The organism is Roseiflexus sp. RS-1 (assembly GCF_000016665.1).
GTDB lineage: Bacteria > Chloroflexota > Chloroflexia > Chloroflexales > Roseiflexaceae > Roseiflexus.
This window is the reverse complement of sequence record NC_009523.1, coordinates 5,206,071-5,226,012: the sequence shown is the minus strand read 5'-3', so window position 1 is coordinate 5,226,012 and position 19,942 is coordinate 5,206,071. Positions and strand designations below refer to the sequence as shown.

16 protein-coding genes are annotated in these 19,942 nt (G+C 60.7%); 4 read left to right on the top strand and 12 right to left on the bottom strand.

Features of this window, described 5'->3' with window-relative positions; genetic code table 11:
- Window positions 1-4 precede the first annotated feature (4 nt).
- Together ROSERS_RS21520 and ROSERS_RS21515 are read left to right on the top strand one after the other, a co-directional pair.
- Entirely contained in the window at window positions 5-1,048 is a 1,044-nt protein-coding gene (locus ROSERS_RS21520) for an HpcH/HpaI aldolase/citrate lyase family protein (protein ID WP_011958854.1), read from the top strand.
- A gap of 15 nt (window positions 1,049-1,063) precedes the next feature.
- Window positions 1,064-2,125 carry a MaoC family dehydratase gene (locus tag ROSERS_RS21515; protein WP_011958853.1) on the top strand — a complete coding sequence of 354 codons (1,062 nt, stop codon included), beginning with the start codon at window positions 1,064-1,066 and terminating at the stop codon, window positions 2,123-2,125.
- 131 nt (window positions 2,126-2,256) lie between these two features.
- Here ROSERS_RS21515 and ROSERS_RS21510 read toward each other — a convergent pair whose 3' ends face one another.
- From ROSERS_RS21510 to ROSERS_RS21485, 6 genes are all read right to left on the bottom strand, one after another.
- The gene (locus ROSERS_RS21510; protein WP_011958852.1) at window positions 2,257-2,907 is read right to left on the bottom strand and encodes a flavodoxin domain-containing protein; all 651 of its coding nucleotides are present in this window, start codon (window positions 2,905-2,907) and stop codon (window positions 2,257-2,259) included.
- 493 nt (window positions 2,908-3,400) lie between these two features.
- Window positions 3,401-4,117 (bottom strand): sortase, encoded by a 717-nt coding sequence (locus tag ROSERS_RS21505; protein WP_011958851.1) that lies wholly within the window; start codon window positions 4,115-4,117, stop codon window positions 3,401-3,403.
- Window positions 4,114-4,662, bottom strand: coding sequence for a hypothetical protein (locus tag ROSERS_RS21500; RefSeq protein WP_011958850.1), 549 nt, complete (start codon window positions 4,660-4,662; stop codon window positions 4,114-4,116). The genes ROSERS_RS21505 and ROSERS_RS21500 overlap by 4 nt, the downstream gene beginning before the upstream one ends.
- A complete protein-coding gene (locus ROSERS_RS21495) occupies window positions 4,659-5,627 on the bottom strand; it encodes a tetratricopeptide repeat protein (protein WP_232282702.1) in 969 nt (322 codons plus the stop codon). Before ROSERS_RS21495 ends, ROSERS_RS21500 begins: the two co-directional genes overlap by 4 nt.
- A gap of 8 nt (window positions 5,628-5,635) precedes the next feature.
- Window positions 5,636-7,582 carry a nucleoside-diphosphate sugar epimerase/dehydratase gene (locus ROSERS_RS21490; RefSeq protein WP_011958848.1) on the bottom strand — a complete coding sequence of 649 codons (1,947 nt, stop codon included), beginning with the start codon at window positions 7,580-7,582 and terminating at the stop codon, window positions 5,636-5,638.
- Window positions 7,579-8,802, bottom strand: coding sequence for a DegT/DnrJ/EryC1/StrS family aminotransferase (locus ROSERS_RS21485; protein ID WP_011958847.1), 1,224 nt, complete (start codon window positions 8,800-8,802; stop codon window positions 7,579-7,581). Before ROSERS_RS21485 ends, ROSERS_RS21490 begins: the two co-directional genes overlap by 4 nt.
- 310 nt (window positions 8,803-9,112) lie before the next feature.
- On the opposite strand from ROSERS_RS21485, the gene aceB reads away from it, so the two are divergent.
- A complete protein-coding gene (gene aceB, locus ROSERS_RS21480; protein ID WP_011958846.1) occupies window positions 9,113-10,684 on the top strand; it encodes a malate synthase A in 1,572 nt (523 codons plus the stop codon).
- Between the two features lie 21 nt (window positions 10,685-10,705).
- Window positions 10,706-11,992 carry an isocitrate lyase gene (gene aceA / locus ROSERS_RS21475; RefSeq protein WP_011958845.1) on the top strand — a complete coding sequence of 429 codons (1,287 nt, stop codon included), beginning with the start codon at window positions 10,706-10,708 and terminating at the stop codon, window positions 11,990-11,992.
- A 129-nt stretch (window positions 11,993-12,121) separates the two neighbouring features.
- On the opposite strand, the gene ROSERS_RS21470 is transcribed toward aceA, so the two are convergent.
- The 6 genes from ROSERS_RS21470 to ROSERS_RS24475 all read right to left on the bottom strand — a co-directional run bounded on the left by ROSERS_RS21470 (window position 12,122) and on the right by ROSERS_RS24475 (window position 19,642).
- A complete protein-coding gene (locus ROSERS_RS21470) occupies window positions 12,122-13,591 on the bottom strand; it encodes a DNRLRE domain-containing protein (RefSeq protein ID WP_011958844.1) in 1,470 nt (489 codons plus the stop codon).
- 503 nt (window positions 13,592-14,094) lie between these two features.
- Window positions 14,095-15,036, bottom strand: a complete 942-nt coding sequence (locus ROSERS_RS21465; protein WP_041334277.1) for a hydroxymethylglutaryl-CoA lyase — start codon at window positions 15,034-15,036, stop codon at window positions 14,095-14,097.
- 45 nt (window positions 15,037-15,081) lie between these two features.
- Window positions 15,082-15,897 (bottom strand): response regulator transcription factor, encoded by an 816-nt coding sequence (locus tag ROSERS_RS21460; RefSeq protein WP_011958842.1) that lies wholly within the window; start codon window positions 15,895-15,897, stop codon window positions 15,082-15,084.
- Window positions 15,866-17,416 (bottom strand): two-component system sensor histidine kinase NtrB, encoded by a 1,551-nt coding sequence (locus ROSERS_RS21455; protein WP_011958841.1) that lies wholly within the window; start codon window positions 17,414-17,416, stop codon window positions 15,866-15,868. The genes ROSERS_RS21460 and ROSERS_RS21455 overlap by 32 nt, the downstream gene beginning before the upstream one ends.
- Before the next feature lie 120 nt (window positions 17,417-17,536).
- Entirely contained in the window at window positions 17,537-17,875 is a 339-nt protein-coding gene (locus ROSERS_RS21450; protein WP_157041185.1) for a hypothetical protein, read from the bottom strand.
- Between the two features lie 96 nt (window positions 17,876-17,971).
- Window positions 17,972-19,642 (bottom strand): STAS domain-containing protein, encoded by a 1,671-nt coding sequence (locus ROSERS_RS24475; protein ID WP_011958839.1) that lies wholly within the window; start codon window positions 19,640-19,642, stop codon window positions 17,972-17,974.
- Window positions 19,643-19,942: the final 300 nt, after the last annotated feature.

Genomic DNA, 19,942 nt, shown 5'->3' with positions numbered 1-19,942 from the left:
ACCAATGAAACTCCCCATTCACTTTTACAAGCCGCTAGCGGTTGGCGCACCGCAACCGATCCGCGAACTGCCGGTGCGTCCTGAGCGGGTGATCCATTTCTTTCCGCCGCATGTCGAAAAAATTCGTGCCCGCATTCCCGATGTGGCAAAGCAGGTCGATGTTCTGTGCGGCAACCTGGAAGATGCCATTCCAATGGATGCCAAAGAAGCGGCGCGCGCCGGTTTCATCGAGGTCGCCCGCGCGACCGATTTTGGCGACACCGCGCTGTGGGTGCGGGTCAACGCCCTCAACAGCCCCTGGGTGCTCGACGACATTGCCGAAATTGTCGCGGCTGTCGGCAACAAACTCGATGTCATGATGATCCCGAAGGTGGAAGGACCATGGGACATCCACTTCGTCGATCAGTATCTGGCGCTGCTGGAGGCGAAACACCAGATTCAGAAGCCGATCCTGATCCACGCCCTGCTGGAGACTGCCCAGGGTATGATGAATCTGGAGGCGATTGCCGGCGCCAGCCCGCGCATGCACGGGTTCAGCCTGGGACCGGCGGACCTGGCGGCGTCGCGCGGGATGAAGACCACCCGCGTCGGCGGCGGGCATCCGTTCTACGGCGTGCTTGCCGACCCGCAGGAAGGTCAGGAGCATCGCCCGTTCTACCAGCAAGACCTGTGGCATTACACGATTGCGCGCATGGTGGATGTCGCCGTGGCGCACGGGTTGCGCGCCTTCTACGGTCCGTTCGGCGATCTGAAGGATGAAGCGGCGTGTGAAGCGCAGTTCCGCAATGCGTTCCTGCTGGGATGCACCGGCGCGTGGTCGCTGGCGCCGAACCAGATTCCGATTGCCAAGCGCGTCTTCAGCCCCGATGTCAACGAGGTATTGTTCGCCAAACGCATCCTCGACGCCATGCCCGACGGCTCCGGCGTCGCTATGATCGACGGGAAGATGCAGGACGACGCGACCTGGAAGCAGGCGAAAGTGATTGTCGATCTGGCGCGCATGATTGCGAAGAAGGACCCCGACCTGGCGCAGGCGTATGGCTTCTGAATGCGGGAGGAAGGCATGAGTGTCAAGACGAATCCCGGCAATTTCTTCGAGGATTTTCGTTTGGGGCAGGAGATCGTGCATGCCACGCCGCGCACCGTCACCGAGGGTGATGTGGCGCTGTACACATCACTCTACGGCACACGCTTTGCGCTGAACTCGTCGACTCCTTTTGCTCAAACGCTGGGGCTGGAGCGCGCGCCGCTCGACAGTCTGCTCGTGTTCCATATCGTCTTCGGCAAAACGGTGCCCGATATTTCACTCAATGCGATTGCCAACCTTGGCTATGCGGGCGGACGTTTCGGGGCGATTGTCTATCCCGGCGACACCCTTTCAACAACATCGACCGTCATCGGGTTGCGGCAGAACAAAGACGGCAAGACCGGCGTGGTCTATGTGCATTCGGTAGGGGTCAATCAGCGCAACGAGATGGTGCTTGAGTACACCCGCTGGGTTATGGTGCGCAAACGAGACCCGAACGCGCCGGCGCCGGAGACGGTTGTGCCAACGCTCCCCGAATCGGTCGCGGTCGAGGACCTGGTTGCACCCTACCGGGTGCAGCCGGGCGCATACAACCTGGCGTATGCGGGAAGTCCCTATCTTTGGGACGATTATGAGGTGGGCGAGAAGATCGACCACGTTGATGGCGTGACTATCGAAGAAGCCGAGCACATGCAGGCGACGCGCCTCTACCAGAACACGGCGCGGGTGCATTTCAACCAGCATGTCGAGAAGGAAGGGCGGTTCGGGCGGCGGATTGTGTACGGCGGGCATATCATCAGTCTGGCGCGTGCGCTTTCGTTCAACGGACTGGCAAATGCGCTGAGCATTGCTGCAATCAACAGTGGTCGTCACACCAACCCGAGTTTCGCCGGCGACACGATCTACGCCTGGTCGGAAATTCTGGCGAAAATGGAAATTCCCGGTCGTACCGATATTGGCGCGCTGCGGGTGCGCACCGTCGCCGCCAAGGATCGCCCGTGCCACGATTTTCCCTACCAGAATCCTGACGGCGCCTACGATCCGTCGGTGGTGCTCGACTTCGATTACACAGTGCTGATGCCGCGGCGAATGGGGTAGCCGGAGGGAAGGCGCATTGTCCCCTCATCCCCCCAACCCCCTTCTCCCCTTGTGGGAGAAGGGGGAGTGTGGGTGTCCTGAAGCCCAAGATGAGATTGCCCATGCTCTGGCGCTCCGGTCGGGTGAGTGCATCATCCCACCTCGACGGTGCGGGCCCACTGTTTGATCGCACCCCAATCGCGCCGGTCTTCTTCGATCGCTCCGACCATCTTCGCAATCAGGCGATCGAGGAACGACAGGCGCTTGAAATCCATCGCACCTGTGAAGTAGACCTCTCCCGCGCCGGGCAGCAGCGGTCGAATGTCGTTCAGGTATGCCAGGCGTCCCGTCCGACTGGATTCATCATCGCCGGTGTTGAGCATATGGACGGTAAACAGCGCAACCGGCACGGCGTTGAGGGAGTCCCGATGCGCTTTGACAAAATCTACCGCTTCGGGCAGCCAGCGTCCCATACGGATGGCACTACCGAGCACCACGGCGGCATAACCGCTCAGGTCGGGCTTCTCGTTCACCGGTTTGAGATCGATAGAATACCCACGGGCTGCCAGGGTCTCGGCGATGGCGGTCGCGATCTCGGCGGTTGAACCGGCGCGGGTGGCGTAGGTCACGAGGATACGGTTGTTCACGGCTTGTTCTCCTTCCAGCGTTCTGTCGGGCAACTCGACGGCAGGCGGACGAGTCGCGGCAACACCGAGACCGGCGCAGGTCAATGTCGCGCCGGCAATCGTCAGTCCGGCAGCCTTGAGAAAACGGCGGCGGGACGGAGAGTTTGTGGTGGTCATGGCAACTCCTTTCGTTTGCCCGCAGTGTATCTCCGGGCAGGCGAAAACGGACCACATCACGATGTAGTCGGTTGGGGAGCGATTGAGGCGTTTCCTGCGCTGCCGACCCACCAGGGTTGAACCTGTCGGGCAAGGTTCAACACTTCTGGGAATGACGCACCCCACACGGTGACCGAAATACATTCCGGTCTACGCTCCGTGTGCTCCGCGTCTCCGCATGCATCGAACCGGCTCACGCCGAGACGCGGAGATAAGGAGCGCCATGCTCATAAGGTCTGTTGGCCGCATGCATTGAACCGGCTCACGCGGAGACGCGGAGATAAGGAGCACCGTGCTCATAAGGTCTGTTGGACGGGGCTGCACACGCCGCCGGAAGCGGGCGCCTCACGCAACACGGCAGACGCGAAGATAGTCAACGTATCCGAGAAATGTCTCAGTTCTTGAAACTCATCGCCATCAGGCAGAGGCAAGGAACCGGCGCACTTCGCACGTTTCAGCCCCCAGCGCCTTCGCGTGCCATCCCCTCATACGCCGCCACAACGATCAGTCGTCGCGCGTTCGTCTGGCGTTCTGGAATCCAGTCGCCGCTACAGGTGATGAGCGTGGCAATCGTCTTATCGCTGGGCGCCATCGCCAGAACGTCGTCCGGGGTTGTTTCGTAGATCGTCTGGACGCGGTAGCGATGCGTGGCTGTCTCTGTTTGCACCAGAATGTCATCGCCCGGTTGCACCTCGTGGAGGCGCGTCAGCGTCGCGTATGGTCCGCCAGCATGCCCGGTCAGCACCATATTGCCGGGCATGCCGGGGAAAGCGCTGCCAAATATCCATCCAACGCCGCGGAACTTCGGCAGGTGATCAACATCCGCAGGTGTGATGGGCCAGTCGACATTAATACGCGGAATGATCAGGCGCTCTGGCGGCAACACTTCCGGCGTGGCGGATGGCGCTGGCGTACTCTCCGGGTTGGTTGCTGCAACAGGAATGGCTTGTGCAGTTGGAACCGGCGTGGGGTCTGGTTGCGCCAGAGGAATGCGTTGACCGTCGCTGACCTCCAGCAGGCGTTCGGTGGAAGGGTTGAGCCGTTCCTGATCGCGCAGCATATTCAACCATACCATGTACGCTGCACCGATCCCAAGCAGAATCAGCGCGATTGCAAGTCCAACCATAACGAACGGGTGATGCCACAATGTCGAAATTTTCCCACTCTTCATGGCTGCTGTGCTCCTTCCCGATCGGGCGATCCCGCTGTATTCGGCAATTCAGTAATGACGCGTGCACCGCGACCGGCATTGGTCACCACCAGCACCGGCGAACTGCCCGCTGTCGGCGCTTTGAATTCACCCTTGACCGCCAGCGGCACGCCGGCGATCACGATCAACCCATCCCACCCCGGCATCAGAGTTATGCGACGCGCAGGCAGTTGATCGAGTGTGAAATCAGGATAATTGAACTGCGTCAACTCGACCGTCACGCTGCCATCGAGCGACCAGCGCTCGAACGCTTCGCCATCGACCTCTTCGAACTCCCCGTCGAGCATGCCGCGAAATCTCCAGAATACCCTGCCGCTGCCATCGGTTGCGCGGCGGATGACATAAGCCCCGGTTATACGATGACCCAACCCTTCGACATCTGCCAGTACGGTTAGCGGTTCGGTTGACGGCGGCGCAGTTGTCGGGCGGTCTTCCGCCATTGCGCTGCTGAAGAGCAGGCAGAGTATCAGAAACAGCCCGACATGCACCGCTGAGATGCGTTTCATGGTTCCCTCCGCAACAGATTCATCCAGCGCGCGCCGCCGCGCTGCCGACGATTCACCTGCACCGCAACCGTTGCGCTGACCGGACGGCGATCCCCTGAATGTTCACGATAGAGCGCGGCGGCGCGCTCGAGACAGTACTGTGCGCTCTCGTCGTCACCAAGATCCGCCAGCACCCGACTGAGCGCCTCCAGGCTTTGCGCCGTCGCCAGATGGGTGCGCCCCAACCGATCCTCGCGGATCGCCAGCGCCTGCGCCAGGCATACCCGCGCACTCCGCAGATCACCAAGCGCCGCCAGCGTGACGCCGAGGTTATGCAGACTCTGGGCAGTTGCCGGATCGCGCGGTCCCAGGGTCGCTTCGCGGATTGCCAGCGCTTCCTGGAAGTGAAACCGCGCCGTGGCGTAGCGTTGCTGCTCGAACCAGAGCGCGCCGAGACGGGTGTGCGTCTGCGCGGTTGCGGGGTGGACGCCGTGCGCTTCGGATTGACGCCGCAGCGCTCGTTGCAGGCATATCAGCGCTGTAACGTATTTGCGTTCGGTGCGCAGCACATCTCCCAGACCGCTGAGAGCGCGGGCGATGGCGTCGCTATCGCCAAACACACTGGGACGGTGCGCTGCCAGAACGATTTCGTACTGCTGCCGCGCCTGTTCCAGGCGTCGCTCCGCCAGCAACAGATCACCCAACCGGCAGCGCAGCGCGCCCGTCGCCGGATGGGTTTCGCCCAGCGTTCCGGCGCACACGTCCGTTACCCGCATCAGAAGTTCGATGGCAGTCTCCGGATCGGCTGACAGTTGAACGGCATCAACCGCGTTGACACACTGTTGCGCCAGTTCCGCCGCTGCTGCCGGCGACGCGGCAGCCAGCGTCAGCAGCGATTCAATCGACAGCGATGCACCCTGGGGCAGACATTCGCTGCGCATCAGATGGACGCTGGCGTTATCCGGCGCGGGTGTATTGACCATCATATCGCTCATCATCGTCCACCCCCGATCAGCGGTTGCAATGGACGCACCAGCACAGGATAGGGCGTATTTTCAGCGACAGGTATCGGCGGGGCAGGCAACGGCGGGCAGTACTCCGGGACGATGTGGCGCAGCATGCGTCGTGCGGCGGCATCGTCGTTCGCGCGCGCAACCTGTTCGAGCAGCGCTACATCCGTGCGCAAGTCGGGCGGAATATTGTTGCTGGCGCCAGCGGCGATGAAGATTTTGCTGTGCGCTGTTGGCTGATATTCTTCACCGTGGGCGAACAATTCTTCAAATAATTTCTCACCCGGACGTATGCCGGTGAAGCAGATATCAATATCACGCCCGACCTCCAATCCCGACAGACGGATCATGTCGCGCGCCAGATCGACCACCTTCACCGGTTCCCCCATGTCCAGCATAAAAATCTCGCCGGCGCGCCCCAGTACCGACGCCTGGAGCACCAGTTGCACCGCTTCTGGAATGGTCATGAAGTAGCGACGCATCTCCGGATGCGTGACCGTTACCGGTCCACCGGCGGCAATCTGCCGTTTGAAGGTCAGCACGACACTGCCACGACTGCCCAGCACATTCCCAAAACGCACCGCCACGTAGGGTCGTCCGCTGATCCGCGCAGCGTTGAGCACCAGCATCTCGGCAATGCGCTTGGTTGCGCCCATCACGCTCGTCGGATTGACCGCCTTATCCGATGAGATCATCACAAACCGTTCGACGCCGGTTTCGAGCGATACGTCGAGCAGGTTGCGCGTGCCGATGACATTGTTGCTGATGGCTTCGACCGGATGTTCCTCCATCAGTGGAACATGTTTGTGTGCGGCTGCGTGAAAAACGAGTTCCGGCGCATGCATTTCGAACACCGCGCGCAGGCGTTCCAGATCACGAATATCGGCGATCACCGGCACAATGTGCGGCGATTGACCGGCGTGCGCTTCTGCCAGACGCTGAAGTTCGTTGCAGATCTCGAACACACTGTTTTCGCCGTGACCAAGCACAATCAGGTGCGATGGACCGCAGCGGATCAACTGGCGGCACAGTTCGCTGCCGATGGAACCGCCGCCGCCGGTTACCAGGACCCGTCGGTTGGCGATCAGCGCGCGCACTGCCGCGGTATCGGTTTGCACCGGCGCACGGCGCAGCAGGTCCTCAATCTGGATGTTGCGCAGTTTGCTGACGCTGATCGTTCCGTCGATCAGTTCGTGAACCCCGGGCATGATGCGCACTGTCACACCAACAGACTCGCAAATATGCATAATCTCGCGTACTGCCTTACCAGGCGCGCCTGGCATCGCAATGATTACCTGACGCACCTTGTGGCGGGCTACCAGTGTCGGAATAGCGTGGCGGTCACCCATCACTTCGACGCCGTGCAACCGCAGCCCACGCTTCGCCGGATCGTCGTCCAGCAGCCCGACAACCTCCATGCCGAGTTTTGGATTGCGTTGAATCTCACGCACAATAATCGACGCAGCATCGCCAGCGCCCATGATCAACACCGGCGCCGGTCGGTCAGTTGCACGACGCCGACGCTCGCGCGCTGCACCGATGCGCACCAGCAACCGTGGCACACTGATAAGCGTGGCTGCGATGGGCGGAACGATAAAAGGAATGGAGCGCGGCATCGTTGCGACCACCGGCAAGAGCGCATCGATCAGAGTAAACACAAGCGTGGCAAGCGCCAGCGCAATCGACGTTGCACTACAGAGCAGCAGCAGTTCTTCAAACGAAGCGTAGCGCCAGTAGCGACGGTAGATCCCCAGCGCGCGAAACACCAGGGGGGTGGTCACGACCGCCGTCAGGCAGAACTGCATGCATACCAGCCAGTAACTGCCGAGATTGAACATTTCCAGCCGCAGGACGAAACTCAGGTAGATCGCAAGCGGCACGAGCAGGATATCGAAAAGGAGAAAATGCCGGTTTTGAAGTCGCTGCATCATCGTGACACTCCTCTGGTCGCTGGCAGTGCGATGCTGCGCTCGACAGCATCGCGCAGCGTCTCACACACCTCATCGACCTGTGTTTCGGTCATCACTCCCGAGAATGGCAGCGCGAGCGACACTGCACCCAGATGCTCGGTGACCGGAAACTCACCGCCGCGATAGCCAAACCGCTCGCGGTAGAACGGTTGCAGGTGAATGGGAGTGAAATACGGGCGGCTGGGAATGCCGCGCTCTGCAAGCAGGTGCACCACTGTATCGCGCCGGGCAGGCGGCACAATGCGCACCACGTAGACAAACCACGACATATGGGTGGTCGTCGGCACATTACGTGGCGTCTCGATCAACTCCAGGCTCGCCAGTCGTTCGTTGTACCAGGCGGCGACGCGCGCACGTTTCGCCAGTAATTGTTCCAGGCGACTCACCTGCACCAGACCAAGGGCGGCGCTCAGTTCATCCAGGCGATAGTTGTACCCCAGGCGCGTATGGTTGAGCCAGCCATCGAAGACATCACGCCCCTGATTGCGCAGACTGCGCAACAGATGCGCCCATGGTTCGCGGTTGGTCACGACCATGCCTCCCTCGCCGGTGGTGACCTGCTTGTTCGGATAAAAGGCAAAGACGGCTGCATCGCCGAGTGATCCGGCGGGTCGCTCTTTGTATGCCGCGCCAATCGCCTCACAGGCATCTTCAATCACCACCAGATCGGCATTGCGGGCAGTGTCGAGCAATGGATCCATATCGGCGGGTTGACCAAAGGCATGCACCGGCAGCAACGCGCGCAACCGTCCGGCGGGTCGGCGGATGCCGCGCAGGGCGGGCGGCAACCAGCGATCAGCGCTCACACCGCCGCGTGTCAGATCGGCAACAGCAGATGAAACCAGGTGCGGGTCGATATTCCCCGTCGCCGGGTCAACGTCCACGAACACCGGCACACCGCGCTCATACAGAATGCAGTTCGCCGAGGCGATGAACGAGAACGGCGTGGTAATGACCATATCGCCATCACCAACCCCCGCAGCGATGATGCACAGGTGCAGCCCGCTCGTGCCGGAATTGACGCCAATGCCCCACTCAACGCCAGCGACAGCAGCGGCAGCGCGTTCAAACGCCTCGAGGCGCGGACCGATGCTCAACGTTGGGGTGCGCAGCGTCTCAACGACAGCCTGCACTTCTGCATCGCTGATATCGGGGGAAGCCATCGGGACACGAATTGCCATACTATGCTCCTCCTTTTGGCGGCGCTTTTCGCCGCTGCTGCTGCGAGTGTAGCGCGACGCACAGCCGTGTGCGTCTGCCTGTCGGCTATGCCGGGATACGCCGCATGGCGGATTTCGGAGTGTGGGGTGAAGGTTGAAGGTTGAAGGTTGAAGGTTGTGCACGTGGTGCAAGGGAACATCGGGTATACTGAAGGAACCCTCGCCTTGAGGAGCGGCGTCGTTACAGCAGCGTCCCGGACATGCACGGCAAGATTGTAACTGGCGTCACTAATATAAGAAGGACTGCCTGTTCACTTCAAGGAGGAAAGTAGTGGACACACCGTATCGTGTCGAACTTCTTGGTCCGACCAGGCCGGAATGGTCAGAGATCCTCACGGCTGAAGCGCTCGATTTTGTTGCCTCACTGGCGCGTCAGTTCGAGCATCGCCGGCGCGCGCTGCTGGCTGCACGTGATCAGCGATGGGCGGACATCAAATCCGGCGCACTGCCCGATTTCCTGCCTGAGACGGTTGACATTCGCGGCGGCGATTGGAGGGTGGCTTCCATTCCCGCTGACTTTTCCAATCGGCGGGTTGAGATTACCGGTCCTACTGATCGGCGTATGGTGATCAATGCGCTCAACTCTGGCGCACAGGTCTTTATGGCGGATTTTGAGGATGCCAACGCCCCAACCTGGGAAAACATCGTTCAGGGGCAACTCAACCTGCGTGATGCCGTTCGCCGGACGATCACCTTCGTCAGCCCGGAGGGGCGTGAGTATCGCCTGAATGACACAACCGCCACCCTGGCGGTGCGACCGCGCGGCTGGCACCTTGTCGAGAAGCATGTCCACGTTGATGATGAGCCAGTGGCTGGCGCTTTCTTCGATTTCGGGTTGTACTTTTTCCACAATGCGCACGAGTTGATCCGACGCGGTAGCGGTCCGTATTTCTACCTGCCGAAGATGCAGAGCCACCTGGAAGCGCGGCTCTGGAACGACGTGTTCAACTTTGCGCAGGATCGGCTCGGCATCCCGCACGGTACGATCCGCGCCACCGTACTGATCGAGCACATTCTGGCGGCGTTCGAGATGGAAGAGATTCTGTACGAGTTGCGCGAACACAGCAGCGGTTTGAACCTGGGTCGCTGGGATTATATCTACAGTTTCATCAAGACGTTCAGCCACCGCGACGACTGGATCTTCCCCGATCGCGCACAGGTGACGATGACGACCCACTTCCTGCGTTCAGCGGCGGAACTCGTGGTCTATGCGTGCCACAAGCACGGCGCCCACGCGCTCGGCGGCATGTCGGCGTTCATTCCGAACCGCCGCGAACCGGAGATTACCGAACGCGCCCTGGCGCAGGTGCGCGCCGATAAAGAGCGCGAGGCGAAGCAAGGGTTCGATGGCGCCTGGGTGGCGCATCCCGACCTGGTGCCGACGGTGCTCGAAGTCTTCAACACGGCGTTTCCGGGTGATCATCAGATCCACTATGTGCCCGAGGTGCACGTCACCGCTGCCGATCTGCTGACCATCCCGCAGGGAACCATCACCGAAGCCGGGTTGCGCAACAATATCAATGTGGCGCTGCAATACCTCGAGGCGTGGCTTGGCGGTCGCGGCGCGGTTGCGATTTTCAATCTGATGGAAGATGTGGCGACTGCTGAGATTGCGCGTTCGCAGATCTGGCAGTGGGTGCGCTACAACGCGAAACTGAACGATGGTCGCACGGTCGATGAGACCATGTACAAGACGATCCGTGATGAAGAATTGCACGCACTCGTCACTGCCCGCACCGGCGATCATCACTTCGCGCAGGCTGCCGAACTCCTCGATGAACTGACACTGTCGCATGATTTTGTCGAGTTCCTGACCATCCCCGGCTACCGTCGTCTGGATTGAAACCACAAGGGAGTGTGTGTTATGTCCGCTGTCAATCGTGACCAGGAGATCGCTGAGCTGGAACGGCGCTGGGCGACCGACCCGCGCTGGCAGGGCATCCGACGCGACTACAGCGCCGCCGATGTGGTGCGGTTGCGCGGCACCCTCAAGATCGAGTACACGCTGGCGAATGTGGGCGCCCGGCGGTTGTGGGATCTGTTGCAGACCGAACCGTATGTGGCGACGTTTGGCGCACTGACCGGCGCACAGGCAACCCAGATGGTGCGCGCCGGGATCAAGGCGATCTATATGAGCGGCTGGCAGGTGGCTGCCGACGCGAACCTGGCGGGACAGACCTACCCCGACCAGAGCCTCTATCCGTCGAACAGCGTCCCGGCGCTGGTGCGTCGGATCAATAACGCGCTCATGCGCGCCGACCAGATCCACGCATCGGAAGGGCATAACGATATTTACTGGTATGCGCCGATTGTCGCTGATGCCGAGGCAGGGTTTGGCGGTCCGCTGCATGCGTTCGAGTTGACGAAGGCGATGATCGAGGCTGGCGCGTCGGGAGTTCACTTCGAGGATCAACTGGCGTCGGAGAAGAAGTGTGGGCACCTGGGTGGGAAGGTACTGGTGCCGACATCGCAGTTTATCCGCACGCTCACGGCGGCGCGCCTGGCGGCTGATGTGCTGGACGTGCCGACGGTGCTGATCGCCCGCACCGATGCGCAGGCAGCGACGCTGCTCCTGTCTGATGCCGATGAGTACGACCGCCCCTTTATCACCGGTGAACGCACACCGGAGGGCTTTTACCGGGTGAAGAGCGGGCTGGATGCGGCAATCGCCCGTGGTCTGGCGTATGCGCCCTATGCCGACCTGATCTGGTGTGAGACGGCGCATCCCGATCTGGACGAGGCACGGCGGTTCGCCGAGGGAATCCACGCGAAATTCCCCGGCAAGATGCTGGCGTATAACTGCTCGCCGTCGTTCAACTGGAAACGCTACCTGGATGAAGCGACCATCGCAACGTTCCAGCGCGAACTTGCAGCAATGGGGTACAAGTTCCAGTTCATCACGCTGGCTGGCTGGCATATGATCAACTACTACGCCTTCGAACTTGCAAAAGCGTATGCTGCCGAGGGAATGACCGCGTATGTGCGATTGCAGCAGGCGGAGTTTGCGGCTGAGCAGCATGGGTATACCGCAACGCGCCATCAGCGCGAGGTGGGAACCGGCTATTTCGATGAGGTGTCCACCATCATTTCTGGCGGTCTCTCCTCAACAACGGCGCTCGCCGGTTCGACCGAAGAAGAGCAGTTTCATTGATGCACTGGCTTTCGGTTGAGGCAACGGGGCAGGTGAAGGCAATACCTTCACCTGCCCCGAATGTTGTCGTGGAGACGTTGCGCTGCGACATCGCTGCCACTGCGAACCTGCTTGCTGCCAACTACAACCCTACCGCGCCTCGCCCCACCGCACGTCAAGGCGCGGTCGCCCTGCGATATTCCAGTCGCCGGTGTCGGAAGAGACGAAATACTTTCCACTGTGATAGTCCGAGTCGGCGGAGTAGAGAATGAGACGCAACGGCTCACCCCGCGCATATGCCCGCGCCACGGCATACGACACATCCCAGGTACGCGGAGTGCCAGGCCAGCCGGTCAGGGTGGTGGGATTGACCCAACTTCCGCCAACATTCTCATAGGCAATTGGCGCGTTGTTCCAGGTAATGGTATCCTCGCTCCAGTCTCCCGCAGCCGTCAGCACCTGAATCCACGAAGGTTTCGCAACATCCATCCCGCCAGAGTTCCCGAACTGATGGAGCGTCAGCGTGGCTGAAACGATCACCTTGCCGGGCGGTATGCTGTCGAGGGGAAAGGTGACGTAATACTTCGCAAAACAGGGCCAGTCGGCTATGTCAGACTGGTTCTGGATGTTGAAATCGGGGGCGCGCCCATAATTGCGATTACCCCACTCATTCCAGATATGGTTCTCGTCACCCGGGCACTGATTGGTGATCGCCCCGCCCACATCGGCATCCGGGACGAGCGGACTGCGCTCGGTGGGACGCCGGATGGTCACCGATCCGGTTGGCGTTACATTGCTCTGGTACGAGGGCAACCCGAAGTTCAACACGCCCCAGCAACCGGGAGAGTCGAGCGAACCCTGCGGGGGCCAGAACTGATCCCCAATTGGCGGACCGGCGCGCGTGTCGCGGTCATGAACGATCACTGCCATACGCCAGGACGTTCCATCAAGTGGGGCGGATGAAAGCCCCAGACTGCTGAACGGAATGGTGAACCCCATTGCCCATCCCCGGTCGGTGTCGCTGTTATCGTTCAGCGCATTGCCGCGCCAGCCTGGGACGGCGTTGAAGGAGATGCTGGTCGCCTGCCAGCCTGTTGCGCTGCCACGATAGACGGCGCGACGTTGTGGACTCGGATCGCCGTACAACTGCGCCACGATCTTCCAGGAAGCAGGTGAAAGTACAGCGCCGCCAGAGGTGTCCAGCAGCAGCGTCACTGCATCCCACTGAGTCAGAGTCTGTGGTGTGGGATTATCGTCGTACCAGAGGTGGCGATCGAAAATTGCCAGGTACACGTAGAGTTCATTCGCGTTGTACCCTACCCGGATGTCGGTGTAGTTCTGTGTTGGTGAAACTTTGCCAAACCAGGCGATAGCGGTCTGCGCGAAAGGAATGGCGCCGCTGAATCGAGGCGCGTTGATGCGCGGGAGATCCGCCGAGCAACTCGCTTTGGCCACCAGCGGAAGGTAGATCGTTGTACCTGCGCTGGTGTCGCCCTGTTCGGCGTATCCCGCCAACGGCGAGAGACTGGCAGTTGTGACCATCGCCAGGATGACAATTCCGATCAGTCTGGCGATCCGACGGATGATGCCGGTCGTTCGGGTGCGTGGTTGGTTGAACATGCACACCTCCTCCCAATGTCTGTTTTCTTCACCTATCGTAGCACCGGCATGGAATGCGTGATCTTACACGTTGATCACAACAAGCGCTGCACTTTGCGCGTCTCTCGTGGAGCGACGTGACCGTTTCAGGCATCAGGACGCCCAACCTTCCCCTTCTCCCAGTTTGGGAGAAGGGGGGCGGGGGGATGAAGGGGCGCACGCGCACGGGAATTCCCGCGCATCTCTCCCAGGAACGCTCCCCTTAAGAGGTGCGCGCGCCTCCGGCGCGCACGCGGGCGGGACGCCCGCACCCCCGACCCGGCGCAAACCTCAGGTGCGCGCGCCCTTGCAGGGGCAGGTTTGTTGGCAAGCCCTAGCGTACCATCTCCCGTTTCAGGCATCAGGACGCCCAACCTCCCCCTTCTCCCAGTTTGGGAGAAGGGAGCAAGGGGGGATGAGGGGCAAAAGTGCGGAGAAGATAGCGGGATGCTGGCAAACCGGTCGTCGGGATACCCCGCACGCAGTCACCGACGCGGTGCGCCATCCGGCGGCAAATGCTTGCAGATGCCAGCTTTGATCGTCTGCCCCGGCACCGTGCGCCCCAGCATCCCTTCGAGCATACGCGCAACGTCGAGCAGCGCTGGCAGGCGAATACCGGTCGAGATACCCATCTCGTGGAGCATGTGCACCAGGTCTTCGGTGCAGATATTGCCGGGTGCGCCCGGTGCAAACGGGCAACCGCCGATCCCGCCGACACTGGCATCGAACCGGTCTACTCCAAGCGACAGCGCCATGAGCACATTTGCCAATCCTGCACCGCGAGCGCTATGGAGATGCAGACGAGGATGCGCCTGCGGGAAGCGCTCATAGAACGCCAGAACCAGATCGCGCACCAGCGCCGGATGCCCCATGCCGGTCGTATCGCCGAACGTCACCTGTTCGGCGCCCAGATCAAACAGGCGCGCTGTCAGATCCATGACTCGATCCAGCGGCACATCCCCCTCGAACGGGCACCCGAATGCAACCGACACTACCGCCTCGAAACACACGCCTGCTTCACGGGCGATAGCCGCGATGTCGGCAGCCTGTGCCAGCGATTGCTCAATCGACATATTGACATTGCTGCGGTTATGGCTTTCACTGGCGCTGAGAAAGACCTGGAGCGCATCCGCCTGCGCTGCAACAGCCCGTCGCGCACCGATGGCATTGGGAACGATAGCGCTGTAAACAACGCCGGGACGACGGGAGATCGCCGCGAAGACATCCGCCGTATCCGCCATCTGCGGCACGTTGGCGGGACGAACAAATGCGCCGACTTCGATCAGGGTCAACCCCGTGTCGGCGAGACGGTCGATCAACTGAACTTTCTGGGTAGTGGTGAGGATGACATCCTCATTTTGCAGGCCATCGCGCGGACCGACTTCGCGGATGGATACATGATCGGGAAAGCGAGGAAGAGCGTTCATCGTCACCTCCTTGTGTCCGCGCGTGTGGCTCTCGCCTTTCCCCATTCAGAGCGCCGATCCGGGTGCTGGCGCATCCTCCGTTTGCAGCATGTACCCCATGCTGCGAATGCTGACCAGCGCAATGCCCGGCGTTCTGGTTGCATCGAGTTTCTGCCGGAGCCGTGCAATATGCGGGCGGAGCAGCGAACGCGCCTCTTCTTCCGCCTGTGCGCGTCCATACACCGCCTCGGAGAGGGTCGTGTAACTGAGCGCCGTATCGGGATTCTGCGCCAGCGCCGTCAGCAATGCAAACTCTGTGCGGGTGAGCGTGAGCGTATGTTCGCCAAGATACGCAGCGTGACGCCGCAAGTCGAGCACCAGCGGACCCACGGTCAGATAATCGTTCGAAGCGGTCGGCGCAGGAACCGGATTGCCGCCGCCCTCGATCAAACCGAGCGCGCGGGCGCTCTCACTGATGCGCTGGAGCAGTTCCGTGCGCTGGAGATTGACCCGACGATGGTGCAGCGCGCGTTCAACCCGTTCACGAATCTCCGTGATCTGCGCCGGCTTGAGCAGATAATCAAAAGCGCCATAGCGTAGTGCTGCTATCGCACTATTGATCGAACCATGCGCTGTCAGAAGGATAACCTCGGTTGCAGGCGACTGTTCCTTCACTTCACGCAGGATCTCAATGCCATCGACATCGCCTAATTGCAGATCAAGCAACAGCAGATCGAACTCTTCTCCGCCAAGGCGCATGCGGGCAGTAGCGCCGTTCTCCGCCGTCTCAACCCGATATCCATGGGCGCGGAGCGCCGTTTCGAGCATGATACGCACCGAACGTTCATCGTCAACGACCAGGATTTTCGCCGGTTGCTTCATGGCGGCTCTCCTTATGCCTGATCGGTACCATAATCTCGAAGGTTGTTCCCTCGCCGGGAATGCTCTGCACGCTGATACTCCCCAGATGACGTTCCACAATCGCCTTGCTGGTATACAACCCCAATCCCATGCCACGCTCTTTCGTGGTATGCAACCCATCGAAAATGCGGGTCAACTGCTCCGGCGGAATGCCAACCCCGGTATCGGTGATCGCAATGGCGATTGCCTCCTGACCCGACGCCAGATGAGCGCGGTGCGTTTGCACGTGCAATATGCCGCCGTTGGGCATGGCTTCTGCAGCGTTCAGCACCAGATTGAGCAGCACCTGCTTCAGTTGATCGGCGACACCCTGGATCGTGGGGAGGTTGGGGGTCAGTTCGCGCACCACCCGGATGCGCGAACGCTCGAGTTGCTTACCGGTCAGCAACAGAACACTCTCGATCAACTCATTGACATCGACGTTCGTGAAAACATCGGCGCGCGGACGGTACAGGTCGCGCAACCGTTCCAGCACCCGCACGATCCGTTCGATCTCTTCTTCCGCGAGGCGCAGGAAGTGCTGATTGGGCGTTTCGGGAGCGCACTGTTCCAGGAACAACGCCAGAAATCCCTGAATAGCCTGGAGCGGATTGCCGACTTCGTGCGCAATACTGGCGGCGAGATGACCGATCGCCGCCAGTTTTTCGGCACGTACGAGTTGGGTTTGCAGCGCCACGCGCTCGGTGATGTCTTCCCATACTTCGACCACCTGATACACTGCTCCGGCTGCGTCGAAGAGCGGGAAACTCGCAATCTCGATCAGCGCATCACTGCTGCCGGGACGCTGAAGCGTGCGGCGCAGGCGTTGCGGTTGGCGTTCAACAAAGGTGCGTGATGCAGCCGACTCACTCCATGCTCCGAGCACATCATCGTAGAACCTGCCGACCAGCATCGCCGGCTCAAGCCCAAAACGCCCTGCGAGCGCACGGTTTGCCGCCAGCACATACCCGGTTGGATCGATCAGCACCAGTCCCATCGGCACACTGTCGATAACCCCACGGATCAGGTTGCGGCTCAACTGAATCTCGCGCAGGCGGGTGCGCTCGGCGATCTGCTCCGCCTGATCGTGCAGCATGGCGAGTTGCCATGACGCATCGATCGCCTGCGCTGCCAGGCGCGCTGCGGCGACCATCGTATCTGATACCGACGGCGGTTCGCCATCGAACAGCAGAATGGCGACACCGACATCGCGCCCGCCGGAAGAAAGCGACAGCGCCATTGCCGATGTCATACAATCCGGCATGACCATCGTCCCGCCATACCCGATCTGCCGCAGGATGTGGGCGCCGCCGATGTCGTTCCAATCGGGAGGATCGCCGTGCACACCGGCAGCGCCGATAAAACGGGGATAGGCGCCGGGTCGTTCACGCAACGTCAGGTAGCATGCTTTTGCACCGGTCGCTGCGCACAGGTTCAGCGCAATGTCACGAATGCTTGCGTTCAAGTTATTCTGGATCGCCAGTTGTACAGAAGCGCCCATAAATGACTGCGCCTGCGCTGAAGAGCAAACAACCCAACCCGAAAGTGCCGAAAGGACACGTGCACATTTTGGCGTAACCCGCCATATATCACACTATTCTTACATCGAGGAGAAGGGTTGTCAAGCGCGACTCTGCGCAGTTCTGTCGTGCTGGACGCTTTTTGCACGCTCCCGGTGATAGGTGCGCCACGCTGTCCACGCCAGCAACGGCAGAACCAGGGGCCACCAGAAGCGCACCTCACGCAGATTGTACCAGAAGAGGCGCACGAGCAGGAACGGCAGACCTCCAATGGTCAGGAGACGCTCAAACGTTGGAGACGGCGGAGGGGGTGGCGGAGTCAGACGTTTTATCCGCTCGGTGCGACCACGCAGGGCTTCTTCGGCGACGCCGGCAGAACCGCGAATGCGCCCGATAGCGCCACGGGGAGCAGCGGATGCACGTGAACCTTTCGCCGGCATGGTCATGATGACCTTTTTGCAGGAGACCCGATACTGGCAATCGTCACAGACGGCGCATGTCGCCGATGGGGATTGTACCTGCTCGATGACGGACTGTCAATCGCGGCTGCTGAACAGATCGAAGAACGCATGGTTCTGTGCGATGCCGCCGTTCGCGGCGCCATTGCGCGTTGCACGACCCTGATCCCGGCGGGTGATCTCACCCAGTATCGTCTGCAGGTCGGCGGCGGTTCGCAGCGACGACAGGTTCATCCCCAGGCCCACAATTGTCTGCGCCACTTCGGGGCGAATGCCGATCAACACCATTTCGGCGCCCAGCAACCGACACATGGCGTTGATCGCAAGCAAACCTTGCGCAACCTGACTATCGACCACCGGCACGCCGGTGATATCGACGAGCAGATAGCGTGCGTGCGACCGCTGCAATGCGTGCAGCGCCCGATCCTGAATATCCGCCAGCCGCTCGGTATCAATCGCGCCGACCAGCGGCATCACCAGCGCCTGATCGGTCACCGGCAGCACCGGAACGCTCAATTCTCGAATCGCCTGGCGCTGCTGCGCGATTTCTTCGAGCAACCGCGCCTGCTCCTGCGCCTGCGCCTCAACCCTGGCAAGCGCTGCTTGCAGATCGGCAGTTCGCTCCGCAACCCGATGTTCCAGCGTCTCCAGGTTCTGTTCGAGTTGCGTGGTCATGGTATCGAACGCGCGCGCAAGTATCTCCACCTCACGCGGACCGCGCACAGCAACCCGCAGATCGCGCTCACCCGCTGCGATACGCTCCGCCAGGCGGGTCAGACGGTGCAACGGCGCCGACAACCAGCGCGCCAGGTAGACGCCAATACCGCCGGACACGACTGCCGCGCTCAGGAGAATAAGCGCTGAAACGCCAATATCGTTCACAATATCACGATAGGCGACGGTGCGTGGCACTTCGACCACTACTGCCCACGCTGGCTCTCGGAGCGCTTCGTAACTGCCAACAACCTCGATGCCGGTGAGACCGGTATAGTGCAGGGTCTGGAACGAGCCGGAGCGGTCATGGGCAAATGCTGCCTGCACCACAGGGATATCAACGGCGGTGTCGCCGCGTAGCACGCGCGCAGTGTCGGTGCAGGCCAGCAGATCGCCATCCCGGTTGACAATATATGCGATCCCTTCACGGAAGGGCAACTGCCGCTTAAGGGCATCCCACAGAAATCTGGCGTTGACCGTCGCTATCAGCGCGCCCTGATCGTTTTCAAATGAATCGACCAGTGGCAACGCCAGGATGATACCCGGTTCACCTGTCGCACCATCGATCCGCAGTGAACTGACATAGCGATTCCGCAGCGTTGTCTGGTGCATGATCTCCTCGACCAGCGCTGTATCGAGGAAGTTGGGCGTCCTCTGGCGATTCTGACTGACCGCCGCGACGACAAAGCGTCTATCATCCAGGATCGTCAACTGTTCAAACGACGGATCGAGGGCGAGCAGGCGTTGCAGCGCCTCGATACGATGCGCCACCGGCGCAGTCGCCAGATTGGACATCCTGATAGCTGTGTTCAACATATTCCAGCGTGCATCGAGGAACGTTTGCGTCTCGACGGCTACCCCGTGAGCAAGCGACTGCTGCTGAGCAGCAAGCGCACGCTGATGCACCCGCCAGTTCGAGGCGACCTGCAACGCATTGCTGATCGAGAGCGACAGCACACTCAGGCTGATCAGCGCAAGAGCGAGCAACAGCGAGAGGCTGCGTGATGAGTGCCTGGATGCAGATGTGATGTTCATACGCACGTGATATGCTCCGCTGCATGACCTGCCGGATACGCAACATGGCGCCGGCAAAGATGACGTTATTCTTCACTATACCACGCCTGTTGATCACCAAAGACAACAATTCAGGATCGGGATCGATACAGTTCAGTAACGGTTAACCTAAACTTAACACAACGACCCTTTGCCCTTAACTTTGTGCAGGTATACTCTACCCTGCCCATGTACAGAGGTTCTCAGCGTATGTTTGTCCGCCGGATTGCGAGCAATTCATGCCTGGGAACTTCGGAAAAGAAGCAGTAGATTGTCAGGAGG